16 protein-coding genes are annotated in these 20,509 nt (G+C 44.4%); 8 read left to right on the top strand and 8 right to left on the bottom strand.

Features of this window, described 5'->3' with window-relative positions; all coding sequences use genetic code 11:
* Positions 1-12 precede the first annotated feature (12 nt).
* Positions 13-942 carry a LysR substrate-binding domain-containing protein gene (locus tag L0G63_RS08145; RefSeq protein ID WP_301450195.1) on the bottom strand — a complete coding sequence of 310 codons (930 nt, stop codon included), beginning with the start codon at positions 940-942 and terminating at the stop codon, positions 13-15.
* A 330-nt stretch (positions 943-1,272) separates the two neighbouring features.
* A complete protein-coding gene (katG, locus tag L0G63_RS08140) occupies positions 1,273-3,465 on the bottom strand; it encodes a catalase/peroxidase HPI (protein ID WP_301450201.1) in 2,193 nt (730 codons plus the stop codon).
* Between the two features lie 765 nt (positions 3,466-4,230).
* On the opposite strand from katG, the gene L0G63_RS08135 reads away from it, so the two are divergent.
* The 5 genes from L0G63_RS08135 to L0G63_RS08115 all read left to right on the top strand — a co-directional run bounded on the left by L0G63_RS08135 (position 4,231) and on the right by L0G63_RS08115 (position 10,426).
* On the top strand, positions 4,231-5,859 hold the full coding sequence (locus L0G63_RS08135; RefSeq protein ID WP_301450194.1) for an MFS transporter: 1,629 nt from the start codon (positions 4,231-4,233) through the stop codon (positions 5,857-5,859).
* A gap of 48 nt (positions 5,860-5,907) precedes the next feature.
* Positions 5,908-6,780, top strand: a complete 873-nt coding sequence (prmC, locus tag L0G63_RS08130; RefSeq protein WP_301450193.1) for a peptide chain release factor N(5)-glutamine methyltransferase — start codon at positions 5,908-5,910, stop codon at positions 6,778-6,780.
* A gap of 45 nt (positions 6,781-6,825) precedes the next feature.
* Positions 6,826-7,617, top strand: a complete 792-nt coding sequence (locus L0G63_RS08125; RefSeq protein WP_301450192.1) for a HesA/MoeB/ThiF family protein — start codon at positions 6,826-6,828, stop codon at positions 7,615-7,617.
* A gap of 81 nt (positions 7,618-7,698) precedes the next feature.
* Positions 7,699-9,042: an AarF/ABC1/UbiB kinase family protein gene (locus L0G63_RS08120; protein WP_301450191.1), complete on the top strand. Its 1,344-nt coding sequence runs from the start codon at positions 7,699-7,701 to the stop codon at positions 9,040-9,042.
* 127 nt (positions 9,043-9,169) lie between these two features.
* Positions 9,170-10,426 (top strand): YbfB/YjiJ family MFS transporter, encoded by a 1,257-nt coding sequence (locus tag L0G63_RS08115; RefSeq protein ID WP_301450190.1) that lies wholly within the window; start codon positions 9,170-9,172, stop codon positions 10,424-10,426.
* A gap of 22 nt (positions 10,427-10,448) precedes the next feature.
* Here L0G63_RS08115 and L0G63_RS08110 read toward each other — a convergent pair whose 3' ends face one another.
* Complete coding sequence (locus L0G63_RS08110; protein WP_301450189.1) at positions 10,449-10,937, bottom strand: Lrp/AsnC family transcriptional regulator; 489 nt, start codon at positions 10,935-10,937, stop codon at positions 10,449-10,451.
* 221 nt (positions 10,938-11,158) lie between these two features.
* On the opposite strand from L0G63_RS08110, the gene leuA reads away from it, so the two are divergent.
* Both leuA and L0G63_RS08100 read left to right on the top strand, forming a co-directional pair.
* Positions 11,159-12,943: a 2-isopropylmalate synthase gene (leuA, locus tag L0G63_RS08105; RefSeq protein WP_301450188.1), complete on the top strand. Its 1,785-nt coding sequence runs from the start codon at positions 11,159-11,161 to the stop codon at positions 12,941-12,943.
* Positions 12,944-13,222: 279 nt separating this feature from the next.
* Entirely contained in the window at positions 13,223-13,843 is a 621-nt protein-coding gene (locus L0G63_RS08100; RefSeq protein WP_301450187.1) for a hypothetical protein, read from the top strand.
* 180 nt (positions 13,844-14,023) lie between these two features.
* On the opposite strand, the gene accC is transcribed toward L0G63_RS08100, so the two are convergent.
* The 4 genes from accC to L0G63_RS08080 form a co-directional block, all read right to left on the bottom strand.
* Positions 14,024-15,385, bottom strand: a complete 1,362-nt coding sequence (accC, locus tag L0G63_RS08095; RefSeq protein ID WP_301450186.1) for an acetyl-CoA carboxylase biotin carboxylase subunit — start codon at positions 15,383-15,385, stop codon at positions 14,024-14,026.
* A 125-nt stretch (positions 15,386-15,510) separates the two neighbouring features.
* The gene (gene accB, locus L0G63_RS08090; RefSeq protein ID WP_075106157.1) at positions 15,511-15,939 is read right to left on the bottom strand and encodes an acetyl-CoA carboxylase biotin carboxyl carrier protein; all 429 of its coding nucleotides are present in this window, start codon (positions 15,937-15,939) and stop codon (positions 15,511-15,513) included.
* A gap of 241 nt (positions 15,940-16,180) precedes the next feature.
* Entirely contained in the window at positions 16,181-17,548 is a 1,368-nt protein-coding gene (locus L0G63_RS08085; RefSeq protein WP_301450200.1) for an MATE family efflux transporter, read from the bottom strand.
* 339 nt (positions 17,549-17,887) lie between these two features.
* Complete coding sequence (locus L0G63_RS08080) at positions 17,888-18,376, bottom strand: EVE domain-containing protein (RefSeq protein WP_301450185.1); 489 nt, start codon at positions 18,374-18,376, stop codon at positions 17,888-17,890.
* Between the two features lie 300 nt (positions 18,377-18,676).
* Here L0G63_RS08080 and hemW point away from each other — a divergent pair, with 300 nt between their 5' ends.
* Positions 18,677-20,005 carry a radical SAM family heme chaperone HemW gene (gene hemW, locus L0G63_RS08075; RefSeq protein ID WP_301450184.1) on the top strand — a complete coding sequence of 443 codons (1,329 nt, stop codon included), beginning with the start codon at positions 18,677-18,679 and terminating at the stop codon, positions 20,003-20,005.
* A 107-nt stretch (positions 20,006-20,112) separates the two neighbouring features.
* Here hemW and L0G63_RS08070 read toward each other — a convergent pair whose 3' ends face one another.
* On the bottom strand, positions 20,113-20,253 hold the full coding sequence (locus L0G63_RS08070) for an entericidin A/B family lipoprotein (protein WP_301450183.1): 141 nt from the start codon (positions 20,251-20,253) through the stop codon (positions 20,113-20,115).
* Positions 20,254-20,509: the final 256 nt, after the last annotated feature.

Here is a 20,509-nt window from a genome sequence, read left to right as displayed (position 1 = left end):
TAGCCGCTTTGTTTAGTTGTCAAATTGTTTCTGACACAGCTCCATAAAGGCGCGGCCATACTGGCGAACCTCAGCATCATCGCGTACTGCCATCCAACTGGTAAACCGTCCAAAATGATCGACGGGGATGGCGGTTAGGTTTTGATAGTGACTTGGTTCAAAGGCCATCTCGGCAATGATACCAATGCCTAAGCCAAGTCCTACATAGGTGCTAATCACATCCGCATCAAGTGCTGCTAACACAATATCTGGCTCCAAACCTGCGGCCTCAAAGGTATTATCAATCGCGCCGCGTCCAGTAAAGCCGCCGTGATAAGTCACAATGGGATAGCTTGCGAGGGTAGGCAAGTCGATAGAATCTTGCTTGGCAAGTTCGTGATCGCTTGGCACGATGACGCGATGCGTCCAGTCGTAATAGCGGTAGCATCTAAGATAGTTGTTGTGTAGCAAAGACTCCGTTGCGATGCCGATATCAGCCTGACCACGAATGACCATCTGCGCGATGGTCTCAGGATCGGCCTGTTGCAAGATCAAATTGACTTTGGGAAATCGCTCTTTGAATTCTTTAACCACCTTCGGCAGCACATAGCGTGCCTGCGTGTGGGTCGTCGCAATGGTCAATGTGCCAATATTAGGATTATTAAAATCTAGGCTCAGATTTTCAATGGTACGAATCTCGGCAAAGATAGATTCGATATGTGGCATGAGCGCGGTGCCCATGGTAGTCAGACCTGTCAGCCGCTTTCCTTGACGAATAAATACTTCGGTCTTTAGCTGATTCTCAAGTGCTGCGATATGCTTTGACAAGCTCGATTGACTGGTATGTAGCACCGTGGCTGCTTGACTTAAGTTATAGCCATTGATCACCGTATGCCATACTGTTTCCAGCTGCTTGAGCTGAATTTGTAAATGTCGCTGGTTGACCACTACATCAATTGCCATTACTGAATCCTATTGTATGACGATACCAACCTTATCTGTATTAAAAAGGTCTGTATATGAAAGTAAAAACGTATAAGTATGCCGTAAAAGGCTAGTGTAAAACAAAGGTTTTATTCTTGTATATAATAAATAGCTATCAATTTATGATAATTATGAATATAGGAGTAGGATTTTTAATATTAGTTATAAGTCTCTATTTTATCAAGGCAAAACAACCAAAATAGTACTAGCTATTGTGTTAGACACAAACATAAAAACAGCTGCCTTCTAAAAGACAGCTGCTCATCATCTATATACTCATCTATGACCAATCAGTTTGGCGAACCAGACTTATTTGGCGATATCGTAACGATCCGCATTCATGACTTTACTCCAAGCGCTAACGAAATCACGAACGAATTTCTCTAAGTTATCGTCCTGCGCATATAGCTCAGCATAAGCACGCAAGATAGAGTTTGAGCCAAATACCAAATCCACACGGCTGGCTTGCCATTTGGTATTACCGGTACTACGCTCACGTATTTCGTAACTATTGACCGTGTTGCTTGGCTCGTCACCTGTTTTCACGGGATGCCACGTGTAGTTCATGTCGGTCAAGTTGACAAAGAAGTCGTTGGTTAGTACACCAGCACGGTCAGTGAAGACGCCTTGTTGGCTCTGCCCATGGTTGGTATCAAGGACGCGCATACCGCCGATCAATACCACCATCTCAGGCGCTGTCAATCCCATTAGCTGCGTGCGATCGAGCAGCATCTCTTCAGGAGAGACCGCATAGTCTTCTTTGACCCAGTTGCGATAGCCGTCATGCAAAGGCTCTAAGTCTGCAAAAGATTCGGTATCGGTCATTGCCGCTTCTGCATCACCGCGACCTGCGGTAAATGGTACCGTAACCTCTATGCCTGCATCGTTTGCTGCCTGCTCAATAGCAGTATTACCAGCAAGCACAATCAAATCGGCCAAGCTCACGTCTTTATCAAAGTCAGACTGAATGCTGGTTAATGTCTCAAGCACACGTTGCAGCTGCTCTGGCTCATTACCTGCCCAGTCCTTTTGCGGGGCTAAGCGGATACGTGCGCCATTTGCACCGCCGCGATAGTCTGATGCGCGGAATGTACGTGCGCTGTCCCATGCCGTAACGATCAACTCACGGCGGCTCAAATCACTGTCCAATATTTGCGATTTTAGCGCTGCAATATCATTAGCATTCAAGTCTGCATTGCCTGCTGGAATAGGGTCCTGCCAGATAAAGTCTTCGCTCGGTACATCTGCCCCTAAGTAACGAGATTTAGGCCCTAGATCGCGGTGAGTTAATTTAAACCATGCTCTTGCAAATACTTCATCAAAATACGCTGGGTCGTTATGGAATTTCTCTGAAATCTCACGATAAACAGGATCTTTAATCAGTGCCATGTCAGCATCAGTCATGATCGGATTACGGCGGACACTGGGATCATGAGCATCTAATGGACGATCTTCTTCTTTTATGTCAGTCGGCTCCCACTGCCATGCACCTGCTGGACTTTTGGCTAATGCCCAGTTGTGGTGCAAGAGTAGCTCAAAATAGCCGTGATCCCACTGAGTTGGATTGGTGGTCCACGCGCCTTCGATACCACTTGAGACGGTATCACCGGCATTGCCATTACCTTTAGGATTGCGCCAGCCTAGGCCTTGCTCTTTGACATCCGCCGCTTCTGGCTCGTCTTCTAGTGTGGTCGCATCGCCATTACCGTGACACTTACCAACGGTATGACCACCCGCGGTCAAAGCAACCGTTTCTTCATCATTCATTGACATACGCGCAAACGTCGTACGCATATCTTGAGCGGTTTTCAATGGGTCAGGGTTGCCGTCGACGCCTTCAGGGTTGACATAGATTAAGCCCATTTGTACCGCTGCTAGTGGGTTTTCGAGGGATGCACGGTTTTTATCGCTATCGTAGCGGTTTTCGGTCGGTGCCAGCCATTCGCGTTCAGAACCCCAGTAGATGTCTTTTTCTGGATGCCAAATATCAGCACGACCACCAGCAAAGCCTAGCGTTTTAAAGCCCATAGACTCATAAGCCATGTTGCCTGCCAAAATCATCAAATCAGCCCATGACAGTTTGTTGCCGTACTTTTTCTTGATGGGCCATAGTAGGCGACGCGCTTTGTCTAAGTTGACGTTGTCCGGCCAGCTATTTAGCGGCGCAAAACGTTGGTTGCCAGTATTAGAGCCACCGCGACCATCGGCACCGCGATATGTACCCGCTGAATGCCACGCCATACGAATCATCAAGCCACCATAATGACCCCAATCTGCTGGCCACCATTCTTGTGATTCGGTCATGAGGTTTTTCAAATCGGTTTTGACGGCTTCTAAATCAAGTTGTTTGAAAGCTTTAGCATAATCAAAGTCTGCTCCCATTGGGTCAGTCTTTTTGTCTTGCTGATGCAATATGTCTAGGTTTAAGCTATTCGGCCACCAGTCAGTCGCAGCAGAGGCGGTGGTAGTATGCGCTTGATGCATGACGGGACAGCCGCCCATGCTAGGACGCTGCGGTGCGTGTGTTTGATCAACGTTTTCACTATGAATCGTCGGTCCCTTATCATCACCTTGATCATAAGTTGTATTGGTTGCGGTGTCGCTGTTACCTTGGTGGTTTATCGGGCAACCGGCAGTATCTTGCGTGGTGTTTTTGTCGGTTGGGGTGTTGGTTGAATCGGACATGGCAAAACTCCTAGGCTATGGTAATAGAAAGAACAAACCGTCAATTAAGATAATCATTGTTGATACATAGAGCATAACGAAGTACTGTTTATTTATAAAACTAATATATAAAAATTATATGTTTTAAATTATTAATCATTAATTCTTGGTGTAGTACCTCATCCAGCTTGCTATTAATGCCATTGCTCTTGCTACTAGGTAGGACAGTAATAAGCCGATCAAGTTTGTATTGATCCTACCTCTATCTACATATTACCGATAAATAAAAGCGCTGTCAGATCTCTTTATTGAGAGGATATAGTAAGACAAACACAGACTGATTTAACCTAATAGAAACCTCATTATAATCTGCGTTACCTTTGGGCAATATAAGCCAATATGCAGTCGTGACAATACTGAGCTAGTGCAAAAACATCTAGTCAAGGTAGCGGTTCTCAAGTACCATAACTGGATTTTGTTGTAATAAACGCATTGGTGCAACGTAAAGCAATTTTTATCGATCTCTTGATGGATAACTGATTCTAAAGATTGATAAAAATTGTGCGCAGTTGTGTTATTTGTCTCAATTGTTGGTGAGTTATTATGTCTGCTGTCAAATCTGTACCACCCAAACCTCCCATTGCCAAAAAATCATGGGGCGAGGCAGCAAAAGCCTACCTGGATCGGCGTGCTATGATCATGCTGTTTTTGGGTTTTGCAGCGGGTATTCCTATTTTGCTTATCTTCTCCAGCCTATCGTTATGGCTGCGTGAGGCGGGGTTTGATCGCAGCGTGGTGACGACCTTTAGTTGGGCGGCATTGGGATATTCGTTCAAGTTCATTTGGGCGCCCTTAGTGGATGCGGTGCCGCTACCGATATTGACTAGATTACTGGGCCGTCGTCGTAGTTGGATTTTGATCGCACAGCTCTTGATTATTTTGGCGATTTATATGATGGCCAGCATCAATCCGACCGATGAGAGCAGTTTGCACTATATGGCCATGGCAGCCGTGCTATTGGGCTTTTCATCCGCCACGCAAGATATTGTGGTCGATGCCTATCGTATTGAGCTTGCCCCTGCTAGTTTTCAGTCAGTATTGTCAGCGATGTATACCGCAGGCTACCGTTTAGGGATGATTTTTGCAGGCGCAGGTGCGCTCTATTTGGCAGATTATTTCGGTTCGACTGAAGAGTTTTATAGTTACGAAGCATGGCGCAATACTTATTGGATCATGGCAGCAGTGATGGGCGTAGGTGTGGTGACCACGCTGATAATTCGGGAGCCTGTGAGCGAGCAGATACGTATTGATCGTCCCGCCTCTGACTATGCCCGTTTGGTATTGGTATTTGTATTGTCGGTCGTCGCTTTTATCATTGCTTTTGTCAATGTTGGTGCGTTACTGCCAGAGACAGACAGTGTGATGTTTGCCTTTGTACTCGAAGTGGTTCACCTGTTAGCCAGCTTACTGGTGGCATCAGTTGTGGGTTACCTGTCTGTCAAAGTGGGCGTGGTCAAACAAGAAATGGCTTATACCACTTGGGTCGAACCAGTCGTTGATTTTTTCCGTCGTTATGGCAAAAAAGCATTATTGCTACTGGCCTTGATTGGTTTATACCGCATTTCTGATATCGTAGCAGGGGTCATCTCGAACGTCTTTTATCAAGACATGGGTTTTAGTAAGACAGACATTGCCAATGCAGTGAAACTGGTTGGTGTCATCATGGTTATTGCGGGTGGTTTTTTGGGCGGTATTTTGGCTCAAAAGATGCGCATGATGCAGGCGATGATGATTGGTGCCATACTGGCTTGTGTGACGAATTTATTATTTGTCCTGCTCACTTACAACCCTGGTAGCTTACCGCATATGTACGTGGCCGTGATTTTCGATAATCTGGCAGCAGGTCTTGCCAGTGCGGTATTTATCGCGTTCTTATCTGCCTTGACCTCGATTCGTTTTACCGCGGTACAGTATGCTATTTTCTCCTCATTAATGACGTTGCTACCTAAGGTGATGGGTGGTTACTCTGGTGCTGTTGTAGACAATATGGGCTATCCGTTTTTCTTTATTTTTACCTTTGCGATTGGTATGCCAATTTTGATCTTAATTTATCTGGTCGATAAACACATTGTGATTGGTGATAATGACGATATATACGGTGATAATGACAAATTAACAAAGGCAAATCCAAACCTGACCGATACCAATGAGCCACCGCGCGCTTCAGAGTAGCATTGGCAGTACTTTTATCTTTATTTACGATATCTTTAAGAGTGACTTATGACCGCATTGACCATTCGTCAAATAAAGCAGCAAATTGGGCAACTGACGAATGGTGAGACAAATCGTCAGATACCATCGTTTTGGCCAACGGATTGGCTGCTATATGTTATTGATAAACCTTCACTATTTTTGATTACTGATGAAGATTATCAGCTGACAGAGAGTGAGCAAAGGCGGTTTTATACTGGTATGGTTAAAATGCAAGAAGGGATGCCGCTCGCTTATTTGACGGGTCAGCAAGCATTTTGGTCGCTGAATTTTGTGGTCAATGAGCACACCTTGATCCCCAGACCCGATACCGAGGTATTGGTCGAGCAAGTATTGAATTGGATCAATGCTCAGCCAGTATCTAATCCTCATAAGCGCTTACTTGAATTGGGTACAGGCTCAGGTTGTATTGCTGTCAGTTTGGCTCATGAATTAAAAAAAGACAATTGGCAAGTGGTCGCCGTTGATTTGTCGCTTGAGGCGCTCGATATTGCTCGGCATAATGCGGATATTAATGGTGTCACTAATATTGAATTTATCCAAAGCAGTTGGTATCAAGCGTTACCTACTGATGACGAATGTCGGTTTGATGTGATTGTCTCAAATCCGCCTTATATTGATGAGGCAGACGAGCATTTGGCAGGTCTAACCGCTGAACCGATTAGTGCGCTCAGTGCACCCAATCATGGTTTGGCTGATATCGAGCATATTGTCCAGCAGGCACCGTCTTATTTGTGCAAAAAAGGACTGCTGGCTATCGAGCATGGCCATGACCAAGGGGTTGCGGTTCGACGGTTATTTTTGGAGAATGGTTTTGAGTCAGTACACACGGTACAAGATTACGGTGGTAATGATCGTGTCACAGTAGGGCAATATCCATAAATAGGCTTTATGGATAGACATTTTTAATCATAGGTTGCAAAAAATATGGCAGACGATTTGGCACAGCTATCTGATGATGAGCTGCTCCGTTATGCACGGCAAATACTACTCGACGGTTGGGATATGGATGCTCAGCTGCGATTAAAGTCAGCACGCGTGGTGATAATAGGCGCAGGCGGCCTTGGTTGTCCAGCGTCTGAGACACTGGTGCGTGCAGGGGTTGGTTATGTGCATCTGATTGACGATGATGCGATCGAGGCAAGCAATCTGCAACGGCAAACGCTGTTTTTGCCAGAAGATATCGGTCAGTCCAAAGCGCTGACAGCAGCGGCTATGCTGGCGCGCATCAACCCTTTGATAGAAGCTTACGGCACCGTGGCGCGGTTAGATGAAGACAATGCTTATGAGTTGCTCAATCTAGCCTCTGGTAAGCCAGACTTATTACTAGACTGTACGGATAATTTTGCGACTCGTGACGTCATCAATCGCATTAGCGTCCATTATCGGATTCCATTATTATCTGCTTCAGCAATTGCGATGCAAGGGCAACTGGCGCTGTTTGAGCCACATCTGGACACAGGTTGCTATCATTGCGTGTTTGGCGCGCTTGTGCATGATGAGGCTGCCGATGAGCTGACTTGTGCCAATTCAGGTGTGCTTGCGAGTACCACTGCGGTTATGGGTAACCTGCAAGCCAATACCGCCTTGCAATATTTGGGATTAACCAAAAATCCACTGACAAATAAACTGCTTATATGGGATGGTAGTCAGATGCAGCAGCGGCTGATGGGTTATAGAAAAGATCCAGAATGCTCAGTCTGTAGCAGCCCTGATTGAATACTATGTCTTTGATATATTTTTAGTCTATTTTCGAAATTATCTATTTTCAAATCCTTTCTATTACCATAGTTGTTTTTTATGAAAATTCATCGTCCGCATTTGTTAAAGCATACCTTTAATGTCGTCAACCGTGTTCGCCAAACCGCGAGTGTCGCAGGTCTGTCTGCGTTGAGGGTCGCAAAAGGGGAGAAACCTGATGCAATGCTACTCAAAGAAACCTTTGAGCAGTTAGGCACGACTTATATCAAAATCGGTCAGTTTATCGCCAGTACACCATCCTTGTTTCCACGTGATTATGTCACCGCTTTTCAGAGCTGTTTGGATCAAACCACACCATTGTCTTATGCTTATATCGAGCAGGTGCTAAAAGAAGAACTGGCGACTGAGGGTATGACGATTGATGATAAATTTGCTTATATCGATTCAGAGCCGCTAGCATCCGCCTCTATCGCTCAAGTCCATGCAGCCCGTTTGCATAATGGTGATGAAGTGGTGCTAAAGGTACAAAAACCGGGTGTCGAAACCATCATGCAGACCGACTTGGGCGTATTGCATGGCGTGACTAAGCTGCTTGAAATAGTGATGCCATCGATGAGATTCGCAAGTATCGCGCCGATTATCGATGAGATTCGCCTGCGTATGCTTGCCGAGACGGACTTTATTGCTGAAGCACAAAATATCCGCGATTTTCAGCAGTTCTTAGCCGTCTCAGGTAATACTCGCGTGGTTGCGCCAACCGTGTATGACGATCTGACCACCAAGCGTGTATTGACGATGAGCCGCCTATATGGGGTTTCTATGGTTGATGAGTCGCTCATGCGTCAGTATTGCAGCGATCCTGCGCAAATCATGGCAGATACGTTAAACACCTGGTTTGCCAGCCTCATGCTGTGCAATAGCTTCCATGCTGACCTGCATGCGGGTAACTTGATGCTATTAACCGATGGTCGTATTGGTTTCTTAGACTTTGGTATTGTCGGTAAACTCAAAGCCGAGAGCTGGCGCGCGTGCATGGGTATGATGCAAGCGATGCAAGACAGTGACTATCAAGCGATGGCACGTCATATGATTGATATGGAAATGACCCATGGCGGTAATAAAGTTGATGTGGTTGCCTTAGGTAACGATCTAGAGCGCATGATGATAACGATCATGGCAGAAGATAAGACCTTTACTAGCGGCGTACCGTTTAATAGTAAAGAGCAAGCTGACGAGCTCAATAAAATGATGCTTGAGATTGTCGAAGTTGGCAAACGTCATGGTATTCATTTCCCGCGTGATTTTGCCTTACTGACCAAGCAGATGTTATATTTTGATCGGTTTATGCGTACGCTAGCGCCTGATATGGATATGTTTAGCGATCAGCGTGTACAAATGCTAGGACAGGATACGATAGGGACAACCACGTTAGATGTATTGTAGGGTTTGTTTTTATTTTATGATGTCCCAATAGTACCAATACCTGTTTTATCTTTGCTCTCATTTACCACTGTTTTTAATCGTCTAACACAAAGGATTGTGTGCTAATTGCCACAAAAATGGCGCTGTCATGATGACTGCTATTAAAAGCCGTGTCGCTCCTACCATCACCAATGAAGCGGCCATTGCCTGTATCGGTATGTACTGCATGGCAGTTGTCATGGGCTATGGACGCTTTCTCTTTACCGCCACTCTACCTGATATTATGGTGCAATTGTCACTATCAACGACGATTGCTGGCTGGCTAGCATCAATCAACTATATCGGTTATTTTATCGGTGCCCTCATTGCTATGTTTGTGCCTCAGCGTGCGACATGGCAGGCGATGACGCTTTGGGCAATAATCAGTGTTGTCACAACAATGCTACTCGTTATACCAAATATGTCGCTCACGTTATGGTATATCATTCGCCTAATCGCAGGCGTTGCAAGCGGGGTAGCGATGATATTGAGCTCATCGTTTGTGATTCAAAACCTGAGCCCCGAGCGCCGTTCTATACTCTCGGCCGTACATTATGCAGGCATTGGCGTTGGTATTAGTGCTTCTGCCATTGTGACGTGGTGGCTTCTAACATTGGGCTATCATTTTGATGTGATTTGGCTGGTCGCAGGCTGCACCAGTTTACCGCTGATATGGCTCCTCTACGCAATAAAACCCAAACCAGTAAATAGTTTGGAGTCACAGTTGACCGATTCGAAACAGCACGTCTCAGTGTATCAGAGCTATTTGAACTTCAAACGCTCTTTATATGAAGCGATTTCTGGACACCATAAAGCGCTTGCTTTACTTTTTATGAGTTATATATTGGCAGGATTTGGCTATATCAGCTCAGCAACTTTCCTGCCTGTTATGGCAGCGCAGCGCTTAACGACACAGACCTATGCTGGATTGATGATTTGGTTGGTGGTTGGTGTTTTTGCGATGCTATCAAACCCGTTATGGGGCGCGCTTGCCAAACGTATCGGTGAGGTAAAAACCCTGATGGGCCTCACGGTATTACAAGCGTTTGGCATGTGTTTGCCTATATGGTTTGATGGTGCGCTTGGATTATACGGCAATGCTATTATTCTAGGGTTGACCTTCGTCGGTATGGTGGCGATGACCCTCACGTTGTTTAAAAACATCAATCCTGCTTATTCAAATTTACTGATTGCATTGGCAACGCTCGCCTATGCGCTAGGGCAGTTCTTGGGACCTTTGGTGACGGTAGCATTGGCAGGAGAGGATGGCAATTTCAATGCAGGGTTACTGGTCGCCGCTATCGGATTGATGATTGGACTGATTTTGATAATAATGTTTCGTAGACAGTCACCAACGCTCGCTTAGCATTTTTAACGCCATTAGCGCTCTATACGACGCTACGGCTGAATACCTCTCGCAGCTCAAAACTGGTGTGGACTTGGGCAACGCCTTCAATACGATTGAGGCGATGCAATAAAAACTCCTCATAATGCGCCATATCACGCACTCTGACTTTAATCAGATAGTCCTCTGTACGTCCTGTGACAATACTACAGCTCACGACTTCCTCAAAACTCTGAACGCTACGCTCAAAGTGTTTGAAACGCTCGGCGGTATGACGATCCATACTGACGGCGATAAACACGGCGAGCGGATAGCCCAGTTTTTGCGCATCGGTTTTGGTATGGTAGCCTGTAATGATATTAGCGTCTTCTAAGCGTTTAATACGGCGGGCACAAGGGGTGGCAGAGAGATTGACACGCTCAGCAAGCTCCGTGATACTCATACGTGCCTGCGTCTGTAACAAGCGCAATAATTGCTTATCGATGTCATCTATATCTATTGTGCCCGTACTTCCAAAATGACTTTCTGGCATTTTTAGCGCCTCAATAGTGAATTTAGTTGATTGTAACTACTAAATTGGGTTTTTTCACTAAAATCATAGAAAATAAAGTAAAAAATAGGAGGTTTCTATTTGCTAAACTTTGCTATTATTATGGTGTAACTACTCGTTAGCTCGTATGATAAATACAATTCTAAACAACAGCTAATCATCTAGCTAAACATACAAATAACCATATCATCTAAGGATTGATTATGTCTGACCAAGCCACGCATACTGCAGCCACTGGGACTGCAAAGATCACACCAAAAAAAGCCGCTTTTGACTTTCGTAAATACCGTCCATTTGCCTTTGCGCCATCGCTGCCAGATCGTACGTGGCCGAGCAAAACAATTGAGAAGTCGCCAATATGGGCAAGTGTGGATCTGCGTGATGGTAACCAAGCACTGATTGATCCAATGACGATTGAACAAAAAATGCGCTTTTTTAAGACCTTAGTAGAGGTTGGCTTTAAAGAGATTGAGATTGGTTTCCCGTCAGCGGCGCAGGTTGAATTTGACTTTACCCGTAAACTTATCGAAGAAAACCACGTACCGGATGATGTGACGCTACAAGTATTGGTACAGGCGCGCGAGCATTTGATCGCCCGTACTTTTGAATCGCTAAAAGGCGTCAAACGCGCCGTCGTCCATGTCTACAACTCAACCAGCCGTGTGCAACGCGAAAAAGTCTATGCCAAAAACAAAGACGAAATTAAAGAAATTGCTATCACTGGCGCCAAACTATTGAAAGAGTATGCGGCCAAATACCCTGAGACAGATTGGGTGTTCCAGTACTCGCCTGAGAGCTTTAGTCAAACAGAGACTGAGTACGCAGTAGAGGTTTGTGATGCGGTTTGTGATGTGTGGCAACCACAACAAGGCCAAGAGGTGATTTTTAACTTGCCAGCGACTGTTGAAGCCTCTATGCCGAATGTCTTTGCGGATCAAGTAGAGTATTTCTGCCGCAATCTTCCTCAGCGTGAGCATGTCATTATTAGTCTTCATACTCATAATGACCGTGGCTGTGCAGTCGCCGCGGCCGAATTGGGTGTTTTGGCAGGTGCAGATCGTATCGAGGGCACGTTGCTTGGTAATGGCGAGCGTACAGGTAACATGGACATTATGGTCATGGCCATGAACTTGTTTAGCCAAGGTATCGATCCCGAGCTTGATTTTAGCAACATGAGTGAAATCGTACAGGTTGTGAGCGAGTGCAATAATTTACCGCTACACCCGCGCCATCCTTATGTGGGTGAATTGGTCTTTACCGCCTTTAGCGGCTCACATCAAGATGCCATTAAGAAGTCACTCGATTACAATGAAAACAACCAAACTGAGACTGACAACGTGTGGGATGTAGCATATTTGCCAATTGATCCTGCGCACATTGGTCGTAGCTATCAAGATGTAGTACGTATCAATAGCCAGTCGGGCAAAGGTGGTGTTGCGTATATCTTGCAGCGTAATTATGGCTTTAACCTACCACGTTGGATGCAGATTGACTTTAGCCGTGTGGTACAAAAGCAAGCGGAAGCGGTTGCCCGTGAATTACAAAATGATGAAATTTTACAAACCTTTGAAAATACCTACTTGCAGCAAGGTAAGTTTGAGTTACTAGATTATAGTGTCAGTAACAAAGGCGGTGAGGTGTATTTCAGCGGCCAAGTCCAGATGAATAACGACACTATCGATATCGATGGTACGGGTAATGGTCCATTATCATCGTTTATCGACGGTCTTGCACAGCATACGGGTAAATCATTGCATATTATTAACTATGCAGAGCATGCCATTAACCCGCATCATAATAGTGGTAACGGTATCGATGATGATACCAATAATGATAATAAAACGAATGCAAATGCCGCCGCTTATATTCAGCTGAATGTAGATGGCGAAGTGTACTCTGGCATCGGTACATGTAGTAGCACGGTCTCAGCCATGCTAAAAGGGGCGTTATCAGCCTTTGCTCAAGCATTGAGTGTAGCAGCTGCTTAGTATTAGATAACTATATCGTAATACTTTACTGGTCTTGATTTCATAAATATATAACACCGTAGCTCCTTGTACTCAACAAGCAAAGCTACGGTGTCATTTTTTTATGAGTAGAAAGCGACTAGATTATCGGGCATTATCTTACTTCAACGTCACTACTGACTAAGGTTTTGGTTATCGTTTGGATTAAGGTATTTTGCCCAATAGCATAATGTTACTTGTGTTTTTGGTGTCTACGACTTACGCTAATGTATATAAAATATTATAAATAAAAGGTTAATCATGGAACCTATATCATTTGCTTCATTTACATTGGCATCTATTCTGGCTTCATTGCCAGTGAATGGTGAGACAGTTACTGAGCCGACAATCACTACGCATATTAGTCCAGACATTGCAGGACAGTGGGAGATAGATTTAAACAGTTCTATCACCATGACCAAAGACGCGAAAGCTCAGCAAGCGGCATCATCGAATAGTCTGCAAAAAAACAGTTCAGAGCCTAAGATGGTAGCTGATATGGACGGTGGCATAATCACTCAAAGTGAAGCGCGCATACTAAACATTAAGCCGACTACCAGTAAAAATTTAATGGCGTCAGTCAACAAGTCGAATCAGTGCCGTGAGCTATATAATTTTGGTGCGGACAATGAGATGTGGGCGGTCAGTGGTAAAGAGTGGACATACGGTCGCTATCTAGTCACACATCGTGAAGAAGGCCTGCCCGTCATCGCTATCAAGACGATCTATGATAATAACGAAGTAGACTGCTCAGGCAATCAGATTGATCAAACTGATGAAGCATTGATTGCGTTTTTATACCATGACGGCAATCAGATGCAGTGGTGTGCTGATCCTGATGGTACAGAGTGCTTTATGACTTTTAATAGAGTATTGCCTTGATAGACAGTAGTACTTTAGGAGTAACGGCATAGCACATTGTCAGTACCATCTCCCAAGTATCGATTATAAAAAAGCCGCTATATTGATAGCGGCTTTTTTTGTGGAAATTGATTTTTATGGGAAATGACTACTGTCCCAGTCAGTACGAGTAAGCAAACTACAGCTTAGCGCTGTTTTGATCTATGCCTCTTTCTCGGCTTTGTCTGTGCTTAGAAGCTCTCTTTCGAGATAATGAATGTTTTGCGCTTCCTTGGCAAAATTATCATCTGCCAAAATCACATCACGATGTAGCGGTATATTGGTTTTGATACCTTCAATGATCAACTCATCAAGTGCGTGTATGGTCTTAGCAACGGCTTGCTGGCGAGTCTGACCATGGCAGATAAGCTTACCAATGAGTGAATCATAGTAAGTCGGTATCTCATAGCCAGGGTATAGATGTGAATCGAATCGAACACCTGCGCCACTTGGCGCAAATAGTTGATTGACAGTACCAGGGCAAGGAACAAAAGTTGCTGGATCTTCAGCATTGATACGGCACTCAATCGCGTGGCCTTGGATTTCAATCTCACTTTGACGATAAGATAAACCATAGCCGGCTGCAATTTTTAGTTGCTCAACCACGACATCTATACCAGTAATCATCTCGGTTACTGGATGTTCGACCTGTACGCGCGTATTCATCTCAATAAAGAAAAATTCATTATTTTCAAACAAAAACTCAAACGTACCAGCGCCGCGGTATTTCACAAGCTCACAGGCTTTCACGCATGCTTTTAAGATAGGTTCACGGACATCATCTGGAATATCTGGCGCAGGCGCTTCTTCTAGTACTTTTTGGTGGCGACGCTGCAGTGAGCAATCGCGGTCATACAGATGGATAGCATTACCATTGCCATCACCCAGTACCTGTACTTCTACGTGGCGCGGGTTTTGAAGATAGCGCTCCATATAGACAGTATCATCACCGAACCAAAGCTCAGCTTCTTGCTTCGCCGCTTGGACTTGACCGACCAGCTCGTCAAAGCGCTCAACGACGCGCATACCGCGTCCACCGCCGCCAGAAGCCGCTTTAATCAATAGCGGAAAACCGATATTGCGCGCTTGTTCTTCAGCATTGTGCAGCGTAACGGCACCCACAGAACCAGGTACAGTTGGTACGCCCGCTTTTTTCATGGCGTTGATCGCAGAAACTTTATTGCCCATCAAGCGAATATGGTCAGCGTTAGGACCAACGAAGGTTAATCCTGCTTCTTCTACGCGCTCAGCAAACTCAGCATTTTCAGACAAAAAACCATAACCCGGATGAATAGCATCCGCGCCGGTAATTTCAGCCGCCGTTAAGATGGTATTGATATCAAGATAACTTTGATTGGCATTAGGCTTACCAATACAAATTGCCTCATCAACAAAGCGCAGGTGCATCAAGTTGGCATCAGCAGTAGAGTAGACGCCTACCGTTTCGATACCTAGCGCTTTGCAAGCTCGAACGATACGCAGGGCAATCTCACCTCTATTGGCAATGAGCAATTTTTTTATCATGGGTTCATCCTTGTCGAAGCATCAGTTATTGACTGAGTTTTGATATCTAGCATCCTGTTATTTGACTTTGATGCGATACGTATATCAAAAACCAGCCATAATGAAATTAAGTATGGCAAATATCGTTACGCTTTATAGCGTATGACAGGTTGGCCGAACTGTACGACTTCAGAATTATCTACCAAGATTTCGTCAACAATACCACTTTGAGTCGCTTCAAGAGGGTTCATTATTTTCATCGCTTCGATAATACCTAGAGTATCACCCGCTTGAACTTTTTGACCAACTTTTACAAATGGTGGGTCGTTAGGACTTGGCGCTGAATAGAAAACACCAACCATTGGCGAGTTTTCGACGCTACCCGCTTTTTCCGCAGGTTTTCCTTCAGCAGCAATAGGCGCTGCGCTAGCAGTTGGCGCTGCCATCATGGCTGGTGCAGGCGCATCATAGTGACGAGTTAAGCTGATATGCTCGTCGTCTGAACTGATTTCTAAATTAACCAGTTCACTTTCTTCCATAAGGGCGATGAGGGTGCGTATTTTTTCAATATCCATAGTTTTTATCTGACCTTGTACTAAATTCGAAAAATAGTGTAACTAAATATTGTCTAATTAGTTGCTAATGATACCTAGATTCATGGCAATGAGCAATCAATGTACAGTTGTTAACTGAGATTTTTTACATATTTTGACGTAAGCCATCTTTTTAGCAAGAAAACGTCTACGATTTATCATAGTCTATGTGACCATATATCGCTAGCAATGGTTATAAGAGGTGAGCTCAAGTCAATTGATTTTATCCCCATAGTAGTGTTAAGCGCTTTTGTTGATAGCGCAAACGAAGGGTCAATAGGATAGAAGATAAAAATAATCCTGTAATAAGCGCCATCCAGAACCCTTGTGCGCCAACATCAGTGAAACGCACTAAATAGATGCCCAGTGGTAGGGCAACCAACCAATAACAAAAAAGCGTGACCCACATTGGTATAGTGGTGTCTTGCATACCGCGTAATATACCCGCGATATTGACCTGCCAGCCATCAAATAACTGATAGGCGAGGGCAAAGATAAGCAAGTGCATCGACTCCGCTCTGACCGCTGGATTGTCAGTAAATGCTGCTGCCAACTCTGGTCTAAATAGCCATATACCAAGCATACAAGTCAAAGCGATCAATACGGTCCAGACAAGTCCAGTTGCTTGTACTTGACGTAAGGCTAAGAGGTTTTTTTGCCCATAACGATTTGAGACCATAATGGTGAGTGCCATGGCAACAGATATTGGTATCATAAACAGCTGTGACGTCACTGATAACGCTACTTGGTGTGAGGCTGTTGCAAGCTCTCCTAGCGGGCTGATAACAAGAGCGCCCAAACTAAATAAACTGGCCTCAAAAAAGATAGAGATACCAATAGGAATTCCTAGTTTTAAGAGTTTCTTGATTTGGGCGCGATTTGGACTCGCAAATCCATAAAAAAAGCGAGTGCTGGTAAATTCCCGCCGCTTGGTAACGCTGGTATAAGCCGCCAGTAACAACACATTTATCCACAATACCAGTGCTGTTGCCACACCGCAGCCTGCGCCGCCCATCTCGGGCATGCCAAATAGACCATGAATAAAGATATAGTTCAGAGGAATATCTGCAAGTAGGCCGATGATGCTAATAACAGTGACTGGCTCAGGTCGACCAAGTGCTTCGCAATAACTGCGTAACACAGCATAGACAGCTAATGCAGGGAAACCAAAAGACACACCATGCAAATATTGTGTTGCTATAGGCTGAATATTCTCAGGCACACCCATGATACCAAGGACATTGGGTGCCAAATTGACAACAATAAAACCAATAAGGCCAAGAGCGCCTGCTGTCCACAAGGACTGCTGAGTAATATGAGGAACCTGATGATGCTGGTCTTGACCGACAGCCTCACCAATGAGAGGGGTAGTGGCAATCAATACACCTGTTGCTAACAAAAACAGCGGTAGCCAAATGCCAGATCCAACTGCCACGGCCGCCAAATCAAGCGCGGATACTTGGCCTGCCATAATGGCATCGACAACCCCAAGCGCTGCTTGGCAAAACTGAGTAATCAAGATAGGGAGGGCGAGTACCCCTAAGCGTAAGCTGTAGCTTTTAAAATCTCTGAAAGATAATGGGAAAACCATGGTGAGCAACTTTTTATTCTTTGCGGTAATTGTTATTAATCATATTAATAAGCAAATACGGTCATCGCTCTCAGAGCGATGTGGTAAGAGGAGAGTCGTGCCGATGATGATACTCCGATAAATAATATGAGCAAGCTTATACAGACGGAGTCAGAAAATAAAAGTGAAGGCACTAAAATAAAAATAACCCGTCAATCTAAGTGGTAGATTGACAGGTCATATACACATAAGATGGTAAAGAAGCCAGACTATGATGTCAACGATTTAGAGATACTATGTGAATACTCATCTTAGGTTTTTTTTACCTTGGTATTGATGATCAGTAGATAGAAGGTCGAGCTAATCGGTGTGTTCTGGCAGTAGTTCGAGTGTCTCGGCCATGTCCATAATCGCGTGCCAGTGTTTGGGCTCTAATGGAATGACCGTTAATTGCTCGCAGCCCTTTCTCAGCAGTAATGAGTCCTCAAGCACAGGCAAAAATTTCAGCGCTGATAACGGCAACACCTCTGTAAAAGCTTGCTCAAAAGTGAGATCCACCATATACCAGCGTGGTTCTTCTTCGGTTGCAATAGGATCATAGTGACGATGCTCGGGGTGGAATTGAGTGGGGTCAGGGTAACCTGCTTGACTGACCGTCATAATACCAGCCACACCAGAGGGTCTTGCGCTAGAATGATAAAAGAACACTTTATCACCGACTTTCATATCATCACGCATAAAATTGCGAGCGCGGTAGTTACGGACACCATCCCAGCTATCTGTACCGAGCCGTTGTAAATCGTGAATACCAAAAAACTTTGGGTTTGATTTCATTAGCCAATAAGCCATATGTCTTATCCTTTGCTTCATTTTTAAATTTAATATTATCAGGGTGGTTTTTTATTAACCAGCTTTCAAGCGCGCCGCAAATGTAATGGTTATATTCTGAATACAGCGCTGCGCTTTGGATGCTGTACTGTTAATAGTCTCTTTATATACTGCCTGCAAGTTACCATGGTGAATAGGGAATTTGTGCGTGGCTTTGTTAATAGTTTTACGTCAGTTAGGCTTTTCTTTACCTCATCTAGCCGTTATCCTAGCGGTACTTTTGATACCGACCATTATTGCTCATTACAAATAAGTTTATTTATGTCCAAAATGAATGCCAATAGCTCACCTAACACCCTGAGTGCATTAAGTCTCTCTGAACAAAGGGCAGATAATAGCGTTATAGATGTAAGGAGTATTCCGTTATCGCTCTATATCCATATTCCGTGGTGTGTGAAAAAATGTCCTTACTGCGATTTTAATTCGCATGAGCTGCCTATAGACAGTCAGTTGTCTATGTATGATGACTATGTCGATGCATTGTTATTAGATGCAGCGATGCAGCGGCCATTGGCGCAAGGCCGTAAAATCATCTCAATATTTATCGGCGGTGGCACACCATCACTATTGCCAATTGCTCAGTATCAGCGACTGTTCTCTGGTTTGCGGTCATGTTTTGAATTTGCAGAGGATATTGAGATTACGATGGAGGCCAATCCAGGGACACTCGAGCATGCGCCATTTGCTCAGTATCTAGAGGTTGGTATCAATCGATTGTCTATCGGTGTGCAGAGTTTTGACGCTGATAAGCTCAAAGTGCTTGGACGTATCCATGATCCTGTACAAGCGTTATCAGCGATACGCGCTGCTAAGGCTGCTGGGTTTGCGCGAGTCAATGTCGATCTTATGCATGGTCTGCCGCAGCAAACCATGAACGAAGCACTCAATGATATTCAAATGGCGCACGATGCTGGCGCAACGCATATCTCTTGGTATCAATTAACGATTGAGCCCAACACGGTGTTTTATCGTAGCCAGCCTATTTTACCCGATGAAGACAACTTGGCAAATATCGAACAAGCGGGGCAAACGCTGTTGCAGCAATTGGGATACAGCAATTATGAGGTGTCTGCATGGGCGGGCGAGTCAGATAAGCCTTGCCGTCACAATATCAACTATTGGCAGTTTGGCGACTATCTAGCCATAGGTGCTGGTGCACATGGTAAAGTGACGATTGATTGTCACGCAGACAGAGGTAGCGCACCGTCAAAGGAAAGTGATAAATCAGAAAACGATTTATTAGCAGAATCTGGCATCTATCGTTTTAGCAAATCACGTTTGCCAAAAGATTATGTAGGAGATATAGAGACAGAAACATCCAAGAGCACTCAAAACGTACCAAAAATGGTTGGTTGGCAAGCAATCGATACAGATGAGCTGGTTAGCGAGTTTATGTTAAATGTACTGCGCTTACATGGCGGTGTCGCTTGGGCGTTGTTTGAGCAGAGAACAGGGCTTAAGCTTGAAAGCGTTACCACACAAGTAGACAAGTTGATTAAGCAAGGGCTACTGATAGATAGTAAAACTCAGTTACAACCAACATTGTTAGGTCAGCGTTATCTCAATCAAATATTGCGTGCTTTTTTATAGCATCTGATAAAGTGTATGTGCAGTAACTACTTAGGATAAAGAATTCGTGACCAAAAAAAAGGACTTACAAAATAGTAAGTCCCTCAAAAAATCTAAAAAAGCAAACCTTAGATTTTATCTTGTACGTCTTGTGCGCCGCCAGTTACAGCATTTCCGGCGCTTGATACGTCTTTGCCAAGGCCTTTAAACGTGTTGCAACCAGTTAGAACAAACATAGCAGCTAAAGATGCGATGATTACTTTTTTCATAATAGTATCCTCAAAGATAAATGAATGGTTATAAATAACAACAGTGATGCTAAGTATCTTGCTCAAGCTTCACTGAAGGGGTATTGGATGAGACAGGCATACATAAATGCTATCTCGCTATCCATTACAGACATCATAGTGAAAGTTAAAAACCCTGCACAGTATCAAAATGTAATTATTGGCAGTAAACTGTAACTTTTAATTAGGGCGTGTTGAACATTCGCAAATAGGCACTGCTGATCGCTAAAATTGTTCC

Source organism: Psychrobacter sp., assembly GCF_030454045.1.
In the GTDB taxonomy this organism is placed as follows: domain Bacteria; phylum Pseudomonadota; class Gammaproteobacteria; order Pseudomonadales; family Moraxellaceae; genus Psychrobacter.
This window is presented reverse-complemented; position numbering and strand designations above follow the sequence as displayed.